Annotated in this window: 16 protein-coding genes and 1 tRNA gene; 7 read left to right on the forward strand and 10 right to left on the reverse strand. The window is 44.1% G+C overall.

The features are described from left to right. Positions 1–36: 36 nt before the first annotated feature. On the reverse strand, positions 37–744 hold the full coding sequence (locus IEV61_RS03195; protein WP_188413690.1) for an ATP-binding cassette domain-containing protein: 708 nt from the start codon (positions 742–744) through the stop codon (positions 37–39). Positions 745–920: 176 nt separating this feature from the next. Here IEV61_RS03195 and IEV61_RS03200 point away from each other — a divergent pair, with 176 nt between their 5' ends. Further along, complete coding sequence (locus IEV61_RS03200) at positions 921–2,261, forward strand: Gfo/Idh/MocA family protein (protein WP_188413692.1); 1,341 nt, start codon at positions 921–923, stop codon at positions 2,259–2,261. A gap of 240 nt (positions 2,262–2,501) precedes the next feature. Here the strand turns inward: IEV61_RS03200 and IEV61_RS03205 are convergent, their stop codons facing one another. Then, a complete protein-coding gene (locus IEV61_RS03205; protein ID WP_188413694.1) occupies positions 2,502–3,473 on the reverse strand; it encodes a polyprenyl synthetase family protein in 972 nt (323 codons plus the stop codon). Positions 3,474–3,752: 279 nt separating this feature from the next. On the opposite strand from IEV61_RS03205, the gene IEV61_RS03210 reads away from it, so the two are divergent. Together IEV61_RS03210 and IEV61_RS03215 are read left to right on the forward strand one after the other, a co-directional pair. Beyond that, positions 3,753–3,840 (forward strand) — tRNA-Ser (locus IEV61_RS03210). Positions 3,841–3,917: 77 nt separating this feature from the next. Then, positions 3,918–4,214 carry a hypothetical protein gene (locus IEV61_RS03215; protein ID WP_188413696.1) on the forward strand — a complete coding sequence of 99 codons (297 nt, stop codon included), beginning with the start codon at positions 3,918–3,920 and terminating at the stop codon, positions 4,212–4,214. Here the strand turns inward: IEV61_RS03215 and IEV61_RS03220 are convergent, their stop codons facing one another. Then, positions 4,215–4,793 carry a hypothetical protein gene (locus IEV61_RS03220; protein ID WP_188413698.1) on the reverse strand — a complete coding sequence of 193 codons (579 nt, stop codon included), beginning with the start codon at positions 4,791–4,793 and terminating at the stop codon, positions 4,215–4,217. Positions 4,794–4,833: 40 nt separating this feature from the next. Next, entirely contained in the window at positions 4,834–5,364 is a 531-nt protein-coding gene (locus IEV61_RS03225; RefSeq protein WP_229747015.1) for a hypothetical protein, read from the reverse strand. Positions 5,365–5,749: 385 nt separating this feature from the next. On the opposite strand from IEV61_RS03225, the gene IEV61_RS03230 reads away from it, so the two are divergent. Next, on the forward strand, positions 5,750–6,274 hold the full coding sequence (locus IEV61_RS03230) for a hypothetical protein (protein WP_188413702.1): 525 nt from the start codon (positions 5,750–5,752) through the stop codon (positions 6,272–6,274). A 425-nt stretch (positions 6,275–6,699) separates the two neighbouring features. On the opposite strand, the gene IEV61_RS03235 is transcribed toward IEV61_RS03230, so the two are convergent. Next, a complete protein-coding gene (locus IEV61_RS03235; protein WP_188413704.1) occupies positions 6,700–7,128 on the reverse strand; it encodes a lipocalin family protein in 429 nt (142 codons plus the stop codon). Positions 7,129–7,431: 303 nt separating this feature from the next. Between IEV61_RS03235 and IEV61_RS03240 the strand changes: the two genes are divergently transcribed. Next, positions 7,432–7,866, forward strand: a complete 435-nt coding sequence (locus IEV61_RS03240; RefSeq protein WP_188413706.1) for a VOC family protein — start codon at positions 7,432–7,434, stop codon at positions 7,864–7,866. Between the two features lie 98 nt (positions 7,867–7,964). Here the strand turns inward: IEV61_RS03240 and IEV61_RS03245 are convergent, their stop codons facing one another. The 5 genes from IEV61_RS03245 to IEV61_RS03265 form a co-directional block, all read right to left on the reverse strand. After that, entirely contained in the window at positions 7,965–8,516 is a 552-nt protein-coding gene (locus IEV61_RS03245; protein WP_188413708.1) for a lipocalin family protein, read from the reverse strand. A gap of 259 nt (positions 8,517–8,775) precedes the next feature. Next, entirely contained in the window at positions 8,776–9,624 is an 849-nt protein-coding gene (locus IEV61_RS03250; protein WP_188413710.1) for an SDR family oxidoreductase, read from the reverse strand. 27 nt (positions 9,625–9,651) lie between these two features. Then, positions 9,652–10,491, reverse strand: coding sequence for an SDR family NAD(P)-dependent oxidoreductase (locus IEV61_RS03255; RefSeq protein ID WP_188413711.1), 840 nt, complete (start codon positions 10,489–10,491; stop codon positions 9,652–9,654). 226 nt (positions 10,492–10,717) lie between these two features. Next, entirely contained in the window at positions 10,718–11,623 is a 906-nt protein-coding gene (locus IEV61_RS03260; protein ID WP_188413712.1) for a helix-turn-helix domain-containing protein, read from the reverse strand. A 182-nt stretch (positions 11,624–11,805) separates the two neighbouring features. Continuing rightward, the gene (locus IEV61_RS03265; protein ID WP_229747016.1) at positions 11,806–14,352 is read right to left on the reverse strand and encodes a cellulase family glycosylhydrolase; all 2,547 of its coding nucleotides are present in this window, start codon (positions 14,350–14,352) and stop codon (positions 11,806–11,808) included. A gap of 460 nt (positions 14,353–14,812) precedes the next feature. Here IEV61_RS03265 and IEV61_RS03270 point away from each other — a divergent pair, with 460 nt between their 5' ends. Further along, the gene (locus tag IEV61_RS03270; RefSeq protein ID WP_188413716.1) at positions 14,813–15,619 is read left to right on the forward strand and encodes a glycine-rich domain-containing protein; all 807 of its coding nucleotides are present in this window, start codon (positions 14,813–14,815) and stop codon (positions 15,617–15,619) included. A 207-nt stretch (positions 15,620–15,826) separates the two neighbouring features. Beyond that, on the forward strand, positions 15,827–16,045 hold the full coding sequence (locus IEV61_RS03275; protein ID WP_229747017.1) for a GIY-YIG nuclease family protein: 219 nt from the start codon (positions 15,827–15,829) through the stop codon (positions 16,043–16,045). The last annotated feature ends 526 nt before the right edge of the window (positions 16,046–16,571 follow it).

Below are 16,571 nucleotides of genomic sequence, written 5' to 3' on the forward strand. Positions count from 1 at the left end.
CGAAAGGGGTGGTTATTTAACCGCCCCTTTCGTGTTTTATGTATTCGTAAGTTTAATAAAAATCTCTTCTAAACCTAAATGCTCATGCGCAGCTTTCAATCCTCCCAGGCTGTCATCTGCAACAATATTGCCGCGGTTAATAATGATGACCCGGTTGCAGGTAGCCTCCACTTCCTGCATAATATGGGTAGATAATATCACCGTTTTTTCAGCGCCTAAATCGCGTATCAACTGCCGGATACCGATCAACTGATTAGGATCTAAGCCTGATGTTGGCTCATCTAAAATGAGCACCTCGGGGTTGTGTAATATAGCCTGAGCCAAACCTACCCGCTGGCGGTACCCTTTAGAAAGCTGTCCTATTTTTTTATGCTGCTCTGGTCCTAAGCCGGTTTGCTCAATAACCTCGTTAATACGCTGTGCGGGGTTGTGCAATTGGTGGATGCCGGCCACAAAGTTCAACGCCTCCTTTACATACATATCGGTATATAGCGGGTTACTTTCGGGCAGGTAACCTATACGGCGCCTTACCTCCAATGTTTGGGTAACGGTATCAAAACCACAAACGCTGGCCTTGCCCCCGGTTTGCGGAATAAAACCGGTCAACATTTTCATGGTGGTTGATTTTCCGGCACCGTTTGGCCCTAAAAAACCCAGCACGCCGGGTTGGGCCGTAAAGCTAATACCATCTACCGCCTTTTGCGCACCGTAATGCTTGGTAAGGCCTTCAACCTGTATACTCATAGTTATAATTTATGCAGTTGCCGAAGAGCAAAGCTCATAGCTGCAATTATATAACTTTTTATTAATGAAGCAGTTTTAACGCGATGATGTTATGAGGATTTTTTACAAACAAAAAAGCAACTAAATACTTCTTCAAAGAAACTTTAGTAACTAATAGTAAACATCTGAAATATAGCATGAAAAACCTCAATCAACTTATGCAATCGCTATCAGAAAACAACCCGGCATACAACCGTCGCAATTTTTTAGGAACTGCCGGTAAAGGACTGGTGGCAGCTACCATTATAGGCGGCTTAACCGCCGATGACGCCGATGCGCAAAGCATGAGCCGGGGCCCGGGAAGCGGCGAAACCATGGCTAATGTAATTAAGGTAGATGTGCCCAGCCAGCATGCCAACAGCGAACGACAACAGGAAAACGGTGCTACCATGCTCCCGCCCGATAACCGCATAGGCTATGCCATTGTAGGTATAGGCGAGTTAACGATGGGACAAATTATGCCGGCCTTTGGTTCGTGCAAATATGCCAAGCCCGTAGCCCTGGTAAGCGGCGATGCAGCCAAAGCAAAAAAGGTAGCCGCCCAGCATGGCATCCCCGAAAAGAATATTTACAACTACCAGAATTTTGACCAGATCAAAAATAATCCCGAGATAGATGCCGTGTACATTGTGCTGCCCAACAGCATGCACGAAGAATTTGTAATACGTGCCGCCAAAGCAGGCAAGCATGTGCTTTGCGAAAAGCCCATGGCCAACTCCAGCAAAGAGGCGCAAAACATGATAGATGCTTGTAAAAAAGCGGGCAAAAAATTGATGATCGCTTACCGTATTCAATACGAACCTCATAACCGCCTCATGATGAAGTGGACCCGCGAGAATCATTTTGGCAAAGTGAAGGTGATTAACTCAGTAAATGTGCAAAACATTGGCGATCCTAACCAATGGCGCCTCAAAAAAGCTTTGGCTGCCGGCGGTTCGCTGCCCGATATTGGCTTATATTGCATTAACACCAACCGCTTCCTCACCGGCGAAGAACCCAACATGGTGTCGGCCATGATTCACACTGATGCCGCCGATCCTCGCTTTAAGGAGGTGGAAGATAAGGTGATGTTCCAAATGTTTTTTCCCAGTGGCACAGTAGCCAATAATACCACGGCATACAGCGTTCACGATTCTAAACATTACCGTTGCTATGCCGACAACGGCGGCTGGTTTGGCATGGACCCGGCCTTTAACTACAACGGTTTAAAAATTGAAGCTTCGCAGGCGCAAGGCAAACAAGAAATTAAGCAAAATGTAATTGTGGGCGAAAAACAACAATTTGCCCTGGAAATGGATCACTTTGCCCAGTGCATTATGGAAAACAAGGAACCTTACACCCCCGGCGAAGAAGGCCTGCAAGACCAAAAGATCATGGAAGCCATTTACGAATCGGCACGTTCGGGCAAGCCCGTTAAGCTGGCTAACATAACGACTATTGACACTTTCAGAAATGAAGAAAATGCGCCGAAGGAATAGTTGACAATGTCAGTCTGAACTTGTCGAAGACCTAACCAAGCGGCGAATGCTTCGACAAGCTCAGCATGACAAGAGGGGTAGCACAAGTCTTTACACCTGACTTTGCTCTCTTGAATATTTCTAATGAATAATTGACAATGTTAGTCTAAGCCTATCGAAGACCTAACCAAGCGGCGAATGCTTCGACAAGCTCAGCATGACAAGAGAAGAACGGCACAAGTCTTGAACCCAGACCCTCTCTTACTTCTTCCGCTCCGTCGTGTATCTCACTAATTGCTCTAAGCCTGTACGGGCTTCTCCGGGTGGAAATGTGTTGAGGATGTCGAAAGCTTCGTTCTGATATTTTTGCATCTGGCTTTCGGCATAGGCCAGGCCGCCGGTTTGCTGTACAAATTTGATGATCTGCCCTATTTTCTCAGGATCGTCTTTATGGTTCTTCACCAGGCTAATGATGCGCTTTTTCTCTGATGATGTGGTATTGTTAAGCGAATAGATCAAAGGCAGGGTAATCTTCTTTTCCTTAATATCGATGCCCAGGGGTTTGCCCACATCATCGGTACCAAAATCGAACATATCATCTTTGATCTGGAAAGCGATGCCTATTTTTTCGCCAAACAGGCGCATTTTCTCAATATCATCGGCATTAGCCCCGGCCGATGAAGCTCCGCAGGCGCAGCACGATGCTATTAAAGAGGCCGTTTTCTGGCGGATAACTTCGTAGTAAATTTTTTCGTCGGTATTGGTTTTGCGGGCTTTTTCTACCTGCAGCAACTCCCCTTCGCTCATTTGCTTTACCGCATTAGAGAGTATCTTAAGCAAATCAAAATCGTTATGATCTAAAGAAAGCAGCATGCCCTTGGTAAGCAAAAAATCGCCCACCAAAACAGCGATCTTATTTTTCCATAAAGCATTGATAGAGAAAAATCCACGACGCTGGTAAGAATTATCTACCACATCATCATGCACCAGCGAGGCCGTGTGCACCAATTCTACCAGGGCGGCGCCACGGTAAGTAGATTCGTTGATACCCCCGCATAAACTGGCAGCAAAAAAAACAAACATAGGCCTAATTTGCTTACCCTTACGCTTTACAATGTAATGCGTTATTCTGTCCAGCAGCGGAACCGAGCTTTGCATCGAAGCTTTAAACTTCTCTTCAAAAACGTCAATTTCGGCAGCAATGGGCTTTTTAATTTCGTTAAGGCTCAGCATTGAAAACTAACCAACCTGTTTGTTAAATGTGCATTTTACCATCAATGGCATACGGGCGCAAACATAGCTAAAATTATTCAAGTGAGGTTCACGGCCTATTATTTTACATACCCGTTAAACCAACTATGATAACTGTAGTCATACTTATGTTTACCTGAAGGTTGCAGGTAAAGCATAGGGTTATATTTAGTTGAAGTTTTGCTGGCGAAGCCTTTTTATAAGGCTTCGCTTTTTTATTGTGTAAGCCCCCCGATTATTATACATTTGCAATCCATTTTCGGAGAGGTGTCTGAGTGGTCGAAAGAGCACGCCTGGAAAGTGTGTATACGCCAAAAGTGTATCGAGGGTTCGAATCCCTCCCTCTCCGCATTATATAGGTTAACTATTTGAAAGTATTTGGCGATAAAGCATAATGGGAACCTTAGCTTAAAGCTGATCGCAATCGTGGCAATTTACGCCTTGTTGATCAACATCAAACGGATGTTGAACAAGCAGCCGGAAATTGTGCTGAAAAACCAGGGGCTCACTACCCGAGAGACCGGCTTTTTGAACTGGGATGTGATCTTTAATGAAAAGGTCACCAGAACGGACCGCGGTAAAAGAGGCATCCTGTACACTTTCAGTTTCCAGCATCCCGGCGGTCTGGTCAATATTGACATCAGCGATCTCAACGTTAGTAAAGTCAGGCTGGAAAGACTTATACGCGTCTACAAAGCTCGTTACGTGGCGGGGCTAAGATAATTATTTGAAGACCTGGTCGGCCAGCAGTCCCAATACAAAGCCACCGATGATACCGCCGCCTCCCAAGATGATGATCGGAATAGCCAGAAAGGTAAGCAGTACAGGTTGTGTCTTTCTGACCTGTATAAAGTGCTTGGACAGGTCAGCGCCGTCTGACTGCGGAATTATGTTGGCGATCACCTTTTGCAGGCCGGATATACTTGAGCCTTCTTTCAATTGTAACGTGTAATTACCTAGGCTGGCAGAAAATGTAAATAGCTCTATGCGTCCGTCATCAAAACTGTTGGCCTGCATGCCGCTGTAGGAACGGCTTAAATTGACTTCTTCATTGGTCAGATCGTTATAGATATGCGGGCGGTATCGATCAATGGGAACTCTTTTCAATAGCGGGGCTTTGTGCCAAACAGAGTAATCACCTTCCTCCGTCAATGTAAAATGCCCTGTTCCCTGAAGGTAAGATAGCTCTAAAAATAATGGTCCATAAAATGCCTTCCGAATAAGTTTGATCCCTTTGACGAGAATGAATATCCCTATTGGAACACAACAAAAAAACAGGATACGAATGAGCAGGATGGACATGTTGTATGTTGTTTTTATGAACTATATAGAGCTTCGAGATTTAAATTAAGAGAAACAAAAGAAACAGCACCCAAATTCTACCATGCCATTTTCCGACTGTTGACGCGTTGTAGGTGTTGGACACTTCCGACTCAATATCTGCTTTGCCCTTGATCCGTTGGTAAATATCTTTGATGAGGGTGAATCCCAGAAACATCCCGAAGTATAAAAAATAATAAGCATGCATCAGGTAACTAAGGGTATCGATATACAACCGGATGGCTGAGGCGGGTATATTGCCCGCAGTTGCGGCAAAATGTGTTACCGAAATTTTATCCGCTGAATACAGTGCATAAAAAGTAACGGTACTAGCTTTGTTAATAGCATTCGCTGGGTAAAGATATTTGGATAGCGTTAAGCCTACGTAAGTACGGCTTGTGTCCGAATGCCTGCGGAGGTGATAATTCTGGCGTGATTGAATATAAAAAGTCTTGATCAAACCGGACGGCCCTGCAGAAAACGTTCGGATATTATTCATGGTAACCGGACGAAGCTGCCGACTCAACATCCCGGCATATAACAGCAAGCCCATGCAATAGCAGATGGTTATCACTAGGAAAACGGTCATGAGTGTTTTGAAGGATATTTCTGTAAACGATTCGGGCACAGTAAGTAGTTAAACCACCATCTAAACAAAATATTAACCTACCGGTTTGCAAATTTCTATAGTTGACAGTGATCACCATTTTGTTCTTCTTTGCTCAGTAATGTATGTAAGATGCATCACTTTGCGATGGTTGGCGGAGCTATTTTCTATCATACGCATTGTTCTAACAAACGACTTATCTGAAACCATGAACGGGCGAATCTGTTGAGTGATCATGCCTTTCAACCGATCCACCTATATACCAGGCGAAAGTGAGCCCAGTGTTCATCTTAAATGCGGAAACATTCGCGCAGCATTTTTACTTCTTTGTATGATTTTCTGGTTGTTCAGCCTCGTGATCCTGTGCCATATCGCAGCTTACAGCGGTCACCCGAAACTTGCATCCTACGCACAGTCCGTTAATAACTTTTTTAGTGAAAATCCTAAAGGGATAATGGCTGGGCCGATAATTTTTTTAGCAACTTTCTTATACTTTTATTGGAGCAGAAAAAAGCTTAGCTGGTTCAATGGCGTTATGATCGACGATCAACCGATCGATGTCATACATTACCAATTCAAAAGAACTATTATAAACGTGCCTTGGATATACCTTCAAACGGCTACGAGAACTTACACCTTATACCCTGTGACGTCTCAGGACGGCAGGAAATTACCGAACGTAAATGTTATGGCAAAGGAAATGGCGGCTAACGAAATACAAGCTGCACTATTACAGGAAAAGTTAAAAAACTCAGCTGCTACTGAAAAAGTCTTTTGGTTTTTCACCAGTGATGTCGTTATCTCCTTCCTTATTGCCATTTCCATCCCTTTCGCGGGATACTTGACTAATTTGTAACAGGGCTGTTGTTATTCAGCAGCAAAACCGGCATGTTTCTTTAGCATCAATTCATAAGACTGGATAAACCAGGCATAACAGACCACTCTTTGCCAATTTCGTTTTGACCATTCGCGGCTTTTATAATCAAGTATTTAGGAAGTCAATCAAAATTGGTTGGACGGGGTCAACCAAAATGTTTTTTGCACGTAATACCTGTTTTCCTTAAAATAACTTATATTTGAATACCGATTGAGAGTATTCAATTTGATTTGAGCGGGTCTTTAAAGAGACCTCTTTTTCAAAATGACCTAATATTATGCGGGAAAGCGGATTTGAACTCAGGTTACAAATCCCTCCCTCTCCGCTTTTAATAATAAAAGGACTTTTACGAAATGTAAGAGTCCTTTTATGTTCGGATACTACGAGCTGCCACTACATAGCAGCTACCTTGTAAAATATTGCATCAAAACAATTCGAGTATTTTCAGAAACCTCTGTTGTAGAGAGGTTAAGTTTATTCTGGTCAATCGTCGTAATATTCACCACATTTTCAACACCAGCGGCACTTTTAAGTATTATGACGGTGCCGGCTTGATCGATTTCAAATTCCCCAGAGGAACCTATATTTGTATAGTACTTACCATCCGACCTAAAGGTTATAGTCTTTATTTTAGATATATCGTAGTCTTGAGCACTTTTCGGTTCGCCGGTAATTGCATCGTATACTTTAAAGGAATAGGACTGAAGAGTCCACTCACCAATAATTAATCTATTTTTAACCAATTCCAGTTCGTTCGACGGATCATTTTCTTTCTTGCACGCTTGTACAAAGAGCATACTTAAGGCAACTAAGAATAGTAGGGCTTTTTTCATGAGGTTTGTTTGCTATAGTCAACGTAGAGAAAACGACAATTATTCTGCCAAAGGAATAGCTAATTGATTTGATGAATATTTAGCTGGGCTAAAGCCCTTAAAGAAGCTTGTTTTAACAAGCCTGAAATAATAAGGATATTTAATATCTTAGATTATTGGCAAACAAGGGTTGATAGAGCAGGGTGACAAGACCCGTTCAAAATAGATTTTACTATGGTATTGACAAACCCGTAAAACCATTTATTAACCGTATAGGTACGGCAATTGAAAGGAATTAACCAATCACATTTTAAATAAAAAACCATGAGAACAATTAATCCCTGGATCAATTTCAACGGAAACGCTGAAGAAGCATTTACTTTTTACAAATCGGTTTTTGGTGGCGAATTTGCAAAGATCGTCCGTTTTAAAGACCTGGCAAGCGATGAATTTCAGGTACCCGAAAAGGAGGCAAACAAAATAATGACCATTGCCCTCCCGCTTGGTAAACATAATATGTTACTGGGCAATGACGTGCCCGAATTTATGGGGCAGGTAAGCGAAACCGAAAACCGATCGAAAATAGTGGTGAGCGCAGAAAGCCGCGAAGAAGCAGACAAAATATTCAACGGACTATCAGCAGGCGGAGACGTTGAAGGACCTGTTGGCGACAGTCCATGGGGTACATACGCCGGAATGTTCAGAGATAAGTATGGTATTGAATGGATTGTAGAATTTGACCCTAACTACGAAGGTTAATTGGGCTCTCCTATTTCCATATTAAATTAAAATGCCTTCATGATATCATGAAGGCGTTTTTAATTTAGCATATCTTATTTTTAGCACTCACCTCTGTTTTACTGCGAATCTTGCTTGGTCCAAACTAATTTATCTACATCGTAGCCCAATGCCTTTGCCTGAGCAAGATATCGTTTCATGACATCTTCGGGCATTGTTTTCTCCCTTGATAAGAGCCATAAATACTTTAGATTGTTCCCGGCTATCAACGCATATTTATAATCATCGTCAATGGCAATAACATTATAGCCTGTGTAGAACGGCCCGAAAAACGACACCTTCAATCTGCCTTCTGATAGATCATTAACTGCTTTTGCCTTGCCTATGCTCTCTTTCCACTGCTTGTCTTTAACGTTGAAGCCTTTATTATCAACCCTAATCGAGTTGTCTTCGTTGAGCGCATAAGTAGCCGTAACTTGTTGCAGATTTTTTTCAAATTTGAAATCCATGCGTGCAATTTCATACCATTTGCCTATGTATTTATCTACATTAAAGGGTTTTACCGCCCTGGCACCTTTGGGTATAGATACACAGGACGAAAATGTTAACGCAATGCCAGCTACAACTGCACCGGCAATACCTAAAGCTATATGTTGTTTTTTAATGATCATTATTTTACTTGTTAACCGCTATGGTAACACTCAAATATTTTCAAAGTTTGAGTTGGCAGGTTACACCTATAAGAATGAGAACTGCAAACTACCTATTTTAACAGATGCGTTTAACTATACAACCTGATCAATTTTACAATAATAAACCAGGAAATAGCTTATTGCTACCGCTAAAACTAAGCGAATGAGGCTCGAGAGCAGATAAATTTCTGTAAACATGAGAACGTTTTGATATAAGTGAGACTGATATAACAGCGCCTTAAGCTGTTATATCAGTAGAAGTGGTTAAGTGCTTCCAGTTTTCAAGATCGGTTTTAACGGCGTCAATCTTGTCGTAGGCAATACCATAAGCATCGCTGCCTAAAAACAAATGCACCGGAGGATTTGGGGTCGAAGCTACTTCGATCAATACATCAGCGGCTTTATCAGGATCGCCCGGTTGCTGTCCGTTCATTTGCTCGTTATGAAACTGCTGCGACTGGCGAACAGACTCATATTCGGCGATCTCATTTTCAGGATTACCTACTGAGCCAGAGCTCAAAAATTCGGTCCGGAAGTAACCTGGAGACACTACGGTAGCAGTTATCCCAAAATCTTTAACCTCGGCTGCTAACGATTCGGTAAAGCCATGCACAGCAAACTTAGTTGCGCAATAGATACCAAAGCCAGGGTAGCTACCAGTAAAACCACCAATAGATGATACGTTATAAATATGACCAGATTTTTGCGCTCTAAGATGAGGCATAGCATAGCGAATAACATTCAGCGACCCAAACACATTGATATCAAAGTTTTCGCGTGCTTCGGCATCGGTCAGTTCTTCCAAACTTCCAATTAAGCCATAACCCGCATTGTTCACCACAACATCTATTTGGCCAAAGCGGCTCACTGTTTCGTTAATAGCTACGCTCACGCTATCTTCCGATTTGAGGTTCACGGTTAATGGCAGAAAAACGTCAGCAACATTATTTATAGCAGCGCGCAAATCATCTGCATTGCGGGAAGTAGCAGCTACTTTGAAACCTTGCGCTAATAACTTTTTAACCAGGCTCAAACCTAAACCTTTAGAGGCACCAGTAACGAACCATACTTTATCTTGTGTTTTCATAATATTAAATATTGATTTATAGAAAGATTAGCCATGATAGGCCATAGATTTAGAAAGTTCCTCGCTAAGTCTGAATTCATTTTCGAGATAGTCGAGTTTGCGCATAGCACGCTCATAAGCATCGCTACCCAGCAGCAGGTAAAGCGGTGGATTTTCTTCATACGCCAGCTGGATCATAGCTGATGCTGCCTTTTCTGGGTCGCCTGCCTGCTGACCATCCATTTGCAAATAACGGGCATGATTGTCGCGCACTTTGCGGTACTCTGCAATAGGATTACTGGTCATAACCACCGATTCTGCATTTAAAAAGTTTGTGCGGAACGCTCCGGGTGCTACCACCGTAACCTTAATACCAAAAGAACGCACGTCCTCAGCCAGCACTTCAGAAAGGCCAATGACGGAAAATTTTGTGGCTGCGTAAATAGCCCAACCCGTAGCCGGCGCAATACCCGCTATAGAAGAAAGGTTGATAATATGCCCCGATTGTTGCATACGGAGGTAAGGCATGGCCTTGCGTATAACATTGAGCGTACCAAACACATTGATGTCAAAACTGGAACGTGTTTCCTGATCGGTAAGTTCTTCAATACTACCTCCAATACCGTAACCGGCGTTGTTAACTACTACATCTATACGGCCAAATATTTCATGCGTGGCCTGCAATGCATCGCTTACACTTGCCTCATTATCGAGGTTTACCTGCAGTGGTAATAAATTGCCTGAATGGGCACCAACCGCTGCTTTAAGCTCTTCTATATTTCTTGAAGTTGCGGCTACCAGTTGCCCCAGGGCTAATAACTGTTTTACAAGGCTGAGTCCAAATCCTTTAGAAGTGCCTGTTACAAACCATACTTTAATTGCTTTCATAATAAGTATTTTAATAACACAAAAATACGGCGCCATAAGCGCCACCGTTTGCATAATTCAATTCAATAATTGCAAAATTCAAACAGCCCATGAAGTAATTTCAGGTAAGCAATAAATAAGGTAAACGCACAACACCGCCATCAATCACACCGACAACATAAGGCAAAGCCACTCAGCCCGATGTCGATACAAGAAAATTCACAAATAAACGAGAAACAGCTACTACTTACGCAGCTACCCTGAACCTCGAAGGGGTGAATTGGGTTTGCTTTTTGAAGAAGTTATTGAAATGTGCAGGCTCTTCAAAGCCAAGGGAATAGCCAATTTCTGACACATTCCAGTCGGTGTGGCGGAGGAGGGATTTGGCTTCGGCTACTATGCGGGCGGCAATAAGATCGGTGGTGGTTTTACCGGTGGTTTCTTTAATGGCGCGGTTGAGGTGGTTTACATGCACGGCCAGTTGCTCGGCAAAGTCTTTAGCAGAGCGCATAGTGAAGCGTTGCGAAGGCGACTCAATAGGGAACTGCCGCTCCAGCAACTCGGTAAACACGGCCGTAATACGCGATTTAGCATCCGGGTGCTGAAACAGGTTTTCGGTAGGCTGTGTTTTGAGGGCAAAATGCGTAACCTCGGTTACATAATTGCGCAACAAGTCATATTTAAAGGCATAATCTGAAGCTATTTCCTCCAGCATACGGTCAAAGATTTGGCTAACCTGCTGGTATTGACGCTCATTTAGAATATAAGCAGGCCTGCCGCCGGGCATATACATGGGCAAATCGTTTAATCCGCCGCGAATCCTGTCGGTAAAGAAAGATTTAGAGAAGATGCAAAAATACCCTTTACGAACGTCAGACAAGGTTTCGACCGTGTAGGGCACCTGCGGATTAAAAAAGATAAGCGTACAACCATCCACTTCAATGCTCTTATCGGCGTAATGGTAACGGTTATGCCCTTGTATCAGCGCTATTTTATAATAATCGCGGCGATTGTAAGTAATTGGCTTGGCTCCCGGCAGGTAACAATCCTCGGTTTTAAACACATTGAAATGACCAATATCCCCCTGCAAATTGGCAGGCAAATAGTTGAACTTATGCTGGTAAAAATCTTCGAGTGTTTCGGGTTTACTCATGGCCATCAATTTTGTTCATCAAAATTAGTGTAACGCTTGCATCAGCTATTTGCGAATATCAAACAATTGATTGCAAAATTCAAACATCGCCCTTGCTTTTTAAGGCAAATTAGCATTCATATCTCCTTAAAAATCCACCTAATTATCCAAAAAACTTCATAAAACCTCAAAAAATTACATGGCTATTGGCCTGCCTGTAAACTAATGCTGCTTACGGCTACTTCTTCGTTCTTATCGAGCCAGGCAACTAACTGCACTTTAGACAGCTCTCGCAAATTGAAATTGTGCTTACCCTGCGCCTTAAACCATAAAGGCAAAAAGCCCGGGTATGGCCTGGGGAGCAGCAATTGTTCATCGGCCATAAAAGCATTTAGCGGTATAGTGTAAGTATTGTTCGTCGCACTAACTTCAACGGTGGCGGCAAAGGCAAAGCCATCGCGGTCAACCAGTATAACCTTGACCTTGGCTTGCCCTTTAGCGGTAGCATTAAAGGTAATGTCGTTGTAGGCCAATGCAGGTTCCAATTGATATTTGATTTTATCTTCTACAATAGTTTCAAAACCTACGGTTTGCTGCGTTTCGCTTTTATTGCTTAAAGTGGCCGCTAATGCCGATGTGCTACCCATGGTGGTATAGCCCAAACGCGTGGCGCGCCAGTCTGGCACGTAAGCGTTCAGTTGCTGGCGGTCGGCCGTTGCCGAAAACAGCTCAATATTGGCGCGGGGCGTATTTACGTAGGTTTGCCAGTAGTCGTCGTGAGCGTAATCCCACCCAAACGGATCGCCCTCGTGGTTACCCGGGAAAGTATGATAGGTTTTGTTTTTACCGTAAACCATAATGCGGTATTGCAACAAACCCGGCGTAAGCAAAGTGGCGGGCACCGTTGCCCTGTAAGCCAAAGCACTGCTTCGCTGCATTTTTACCATACTGTAAACGCCGCTCAGGTTGTTCATTTGCACCATAACCGAATCGGTAGCGCCCACACCGGCTATCACTGTCTCTATAGTAAAAGGGATATTGGCTGCAACGTGGTTAAGTGGCGTATGGATTAATTGGATGCCTTTATCTTCGGGCGCCGGCGCAACAAACTCTCGCAAGCCAAGGGTACTGTTAACGTTTACTTCTATACTCTTTGTGCCTTTTCTCTTTAACAAATAAGTTCCGGGACTAAGCGTTATGGTTTGGTTACTGGCCTTACTCCGGTAGTCATTCCCATTGTTAAGGCCGGTCACTTCAAAATCGCTTCCTAAACCGGGCAAGTTTATTTGCATAGCGTTGGCTTGCCATACCACCGCAGCCACCTGTTTTTGGGGCGATGCCTTGGCAAATGGATCGCTCAGGATCATGGCATCGGGCATAATTTCCAAACGCCATTGTCCGCCGGCTAACCGGTCTAAAAAATAAGCACCGGTGCCTTTATAGTTTACCACGGGCGATGCTCCCACCCCCGCTACGTGCATTAACCTGGTCGGGTTAACAGGTACATCGGTAGTGGTATTGGTGTAGTAGTAATATTTATCTGAATTTAGCTGACTTAGCTGTTGTTTGTAACTCACCTTGTACGCCCCAAAAACACTATCGGCCGGGTAGCCTGCGGCATTCAGATTGGTTATGTTTTCCTGGTGAAACACCTGTCCGGCTATCATTAGGCCAATGGCTTTGGCCGGCGTGTAGGCCAGGTTAAGGTAATGGGTTTGATACTCGGTGTTTACATTGGCCGTGGCCATAGGGTCGTAAGCAAACTGCGTAGCCCACTGAAAACCCGCCGCCCTAAAGCTTTTGGCCATCATGGGGTACATGACCGACTGCAAAACATCGCCTGCATCAAACTCATACACCATGCGGGCACGCTTGGCAAAAGATGGAATAGTATCATAGGGGAAAGTGTATTTAGCTACATTAGGCAAGCGGTTGCCCAGCTGGGTATGCCCGGCTACCAACCCCGTGGGGTACCATTGAAAGCTAAATCCGTCAGCATCAGAAGCCGATACAGCACCCGCGTACCGGGGCGATTCGCTGATGTTGTAAAATACGGGCTTGCTCCACCCAGTACTTTTCACGGCTTTGATCATCCGGTTAATGTAGGTAGTAGCCAGCGTTTGCGAACCGGTATGGTGTGGCTCGTTGTTAATTTCGGTAGCTATAACCTGCGGATCGTCTTTATATGCCAGGCCGGTATAAGGGTTTACGTGTTTGAAAAATTGCTTCAAATAGTTTTCCTGCGCCTTAAAAGCTTCTTCTTTGGTAAGTGCGCCATCTTTACCATATTTATCCGAAAAGCTACCCGTTTTTTCATCGCGCTCGGGGTAGCCGTTGCCCCAAAACGCAATAGGGGTTATGACGATATAAATGTGCCGCTTTTTAAGCTGTGCCACCAGGTAATCAAACAAACGCAGGTGTTCGTTATTCTTCAGGTTTCCGGTGGCATCGCTTATTTCGGTATCCCACACGTGCACCCTAAAGGCATCCAACCCCAGGCGGGCCATATGGTAAACATCGTTATCTATAGCTTTTTCGGGGTTGATGTTTAACTTTTGATGAGAGCGGTAACCAAAGGCAAACGGCACGGTATAGTTCATCCCAAAAAAGAAAGCTTTTTGATTGCGGGCCGTCCAGCGCATGGCACCCTCTTGATCTACATAAACAAGATTGCCTGCCTGCTTTTGGGCATAAGTAGTATTTAAACCAAATGCCACCAGCACAGCAGCAATTATAAAAAAGCGTTTCATAAACATCATAGCTAATATTCAGCGGCAAACCACACCACCCGGGCCTCAGTTCGTCGGGCTGCAAATATAGGGGCTTTATGCTTTTAACAGGGAGATTAACTTAAGGGGTGTATGGTTAGTAAGATGGGATTGCATTTCACCTTACTATAAATGAAAAGCACTATTAATCATGTCATGCTGAACCCGTCGAAGACCTAACCAAGCGGCGAATGCTTCGACAAGCTCAGCATGACATGCGGGTATGTTAAGGATAGTTACCACTTGTCAGTCTGAGCCCGTCGAAGACTTAGCAAAGCGGCGAATGCTTCAATAACTTCCGCATGACAGGTGGTAAAATGCGTATTTGCTTGTTAGGTGCTGTATGCCTACATTTGGTACAAACCATATCACACCATAGTTCAAGTGTTTCGCCTCAAAACCGTCGCTAAAAACTAACTTGAGCGCTTAAGCTGCACTAATCATGACACCCGGAGAACAAACGCTTTGGCATAAGATCAAAAACTTTAATTTGGATGATGACCAAAGCAGCTTCACGTTTTCGGCCAGGCTGGCCCGCGAAAACGGGTGGACGGCCGAATACACCGCCCGGGTAATTGAAGAATACAAAAAGTTTATTTTCCTGTGCTGGCTATCGCCAAACGGTGTAACCCCTTCAGATGCGGTTGACCAAGCCTGGCATCTGCACCTTACCTATACCAAATCTTACTGGGTAGATCTTTGTCAGAACATTCTTCAAAAAGAAATTCATCACAACCCTACCAAAGGCGGCGAACACGAAGCTTCGAAGTTTGATGATTATTACACGGACTCGTTAAGACTCTATACCAAGATATTTGTAACCGAACCACCGGCAGATATTTGGCCCGATAACGAAACCCGGTTTTCGGACATTAATTTTCAGCGGGTTAACATGGGCAAGTACGTTTTAGTTAAGGGATGGGTCATTACCGCACTTAAAATCATAGCGTTTGCCCTTTTCTTCGTATTGGCAATCGCTTGTCTTCCCTTTATAATGGACAACGCGGATGTACTGAAAACACCGTTTATGTTTATATTATTCTTTGCAGTGGTAGGATACATTGCTTATAATAATAAACACACGAACAACCAGAGTGATAACGGAGGCTGCGGCGGAGGAGGTGGCGGCTGCAGTACCGATTCGAGCCACGGGCACGGTGGTGACGGACATGGCGGGCATGGTTGCAGCAGCGGCTGTTCGGGCTGTTCAGGTTCGGGGTGCAGTGGTTGCGGCGGCGGCGGGGATTGACAATATGGCTAAGCTAATTCGCTTTCGGGCAGCAAAATTCCAGGCGGCGAATGCTTCGACAAGCTCAGCATGACAGGCGGTAAAGGCAAAGTAGCACCCAGTGTCAGTGTGAGCACGTCGAAGACCTAATTAAGAAGAATTTTATTAACATGAAGCAGTATTTCGTTTATATCCTACTATGTCGGGATAACTCATATTACTAATAATATGGAACGGCGTTTTGAAGAACATCAAAGCGGGTTAAATCCCGAATGTTATACTTACACGAGAAGGCCGCTTCTATTAGTTTACCATGAAAGGTTTCCAGATGTTCATCAAGCAATAGCTTTTGAAAAACAAGTGAAAGGCTGGCGCAGAGCAAAAAAAGAAGCTTTGATTAACGGTGAATGGCATTTATTACCTGAACTATCAAGAACAGCCAAGTAGTAGTTAATTGCAAGCGGCGAATGCTTCGACAAGCTCAGCATGACAAGTGTTTATGTTAAGGATAGTCACCACTTGTCAGTCTGAGCCCGTCGAAGACCTAACCAAGCGGCGAATGCTTCGACGAGCTCAGCATGAACTGTGTGTATGTTAAGGATAGTCACCACTTGTTAGTCTGAGCCCGTCGAAGACCTAACCAAACGGCGAATGCTTCGACAAGCTCAGCATGAAAGGTTGTGACGAGAAGACAAGCACCCGCTGTCAGTCTGAGCCCGTCGAAGACTTAACCAAACGGCGAATGCTTCGACAAGCTCAGCATGACAGGTTCTAATGAAGAAGATAAGCACCCGCTGTCAGGAGCTTGTCGAAGACTTAACCAAGCGGCGAATGCTTCAACAAGCTCAGCATGACAGGTTCTAATGAAGAAGATAAGTACCCGCTGTCAGTCTGAGTACGTCGAAGACTTAGCAAAGCGGCGAATGATTCGACAAGCTCAGCATGACAGATGGTGATGAGAAGACAAGCAGCC

It is taken from the genome of Mucilaginibacter galii, from assembly GCF_014635825.1.
GTDB lineage: Bacteria > Bacteroidota > Bacteroidia > Sphingobacteriales > Sphingobacteriaceae > Mucilaginibacter > Mucilaginibacter galii.

Bases quoted from the DNA above. Each gene is read 5' to 3' on its own strand.
- IEV61_RS03195 (WP_188413690.1), bottom strand. From the start codon at position 744: ATGAGTATACAGGTTGAAGGCCTTACCAAGCATTACGGTGCGCAAAAG.
- IEV61_RS03200 (WP_188413692.1), top strand. From the start codon at position 921: ATGAAAAACCTCAATCAACTTATGCAATCGCTATCAGAAAACAACCCG.
- IEV61_RS03205 (WP_188413694.1), bottom strand. From the start codon at position 3,473: ATGCTGAGCCTTAACGAAATTAAAAAGCCCATTGCTGCCGAAATTGAC.
- IEV61_RS03220 (WP_188413698.1), bottom strand. From the start codon at position 4,793: ATGTCCATCCTGCTCATTCGTATCCTGTTTTTTTGTTGTGTTCCAATA.
- IEV61_RS03225 (WP_229747015.1), bottom strand. From the start codon at position 5,364: ATGGGCTTGCTGTTATATGCCGGGATGTTGAGTCGGCAGCTTCGTCCG.
- IEV61_RS03230 (WP_188413702.1), top strand. From the start codon at position 5,750: ATGATTTTCTGGTTGTTCAGCCTCGTGATCCTGTGCCATATCGCAGCT.
- IEV61_RS03235 (WP_188413704.1), bottom strand. From the start codon at position 7,128: ATGAAAAAAGCCCTACTATTCTTAGTTGCCTTAAGTATGCTCTTTGTA.
- IEV61_RS03240 (WP_188413706.1), top strand. From the start codon at position 7,432: ATGAGAACAATTAATCCCTGGATCAATTTCAACGGAAACGCTGAAGAA.
- IEV61_RS03245 (WP_188413708.1), bottom strand. From the start codon at position 8,516: ATGATCATTAAAAAACAACATATAGCTTTAGGTATTGCCGGTGCAGTT.
- IEV61_RS03250 (WP_188413710.1), bottom strand. From the start codon at position 9,624: ATGAAAACACAAGATAAAGTATGGTTCGTTACTGGTGCCTCTAAAGGT.
- IEV61_RS03255 (WP_188413711.1), bottom strand. From the start codon at position 10,491: ATGAAAGCAATTAAAGTATGGTTTGTAACAGGCACTTCTAAAGGATTT.
- IEV61_RS03260 (WP_188413712.1), bottom strand. From the start codon at position 11,623: ATGAGTAAACCCGAAACACTCGAAGATTTTTACCAGCATAAGTTCAAC.
- IEV61_RS03265 (WP_229747016.1), bottom strand. From the start codon at position 14,352: ATGAAACGCTTTTTTATAATTGCTGCTGTGCTGGTGGCATTTGGTTTA.
- IEV61_RS03270 (WP_188413716.1), top strand. From the start codon at position 14,813: ATGACACCCGGAGAACAAACGCTTTGGCATAAGATCAAAAACTTTAAT.
- IEV61_RS03275 (WP_229747017.1), top strand. From the start codon at position 15,827: ATGGAACGGCGTTTTGAAGAACATCAAAGCGGGTTAAATCCCGAATGT.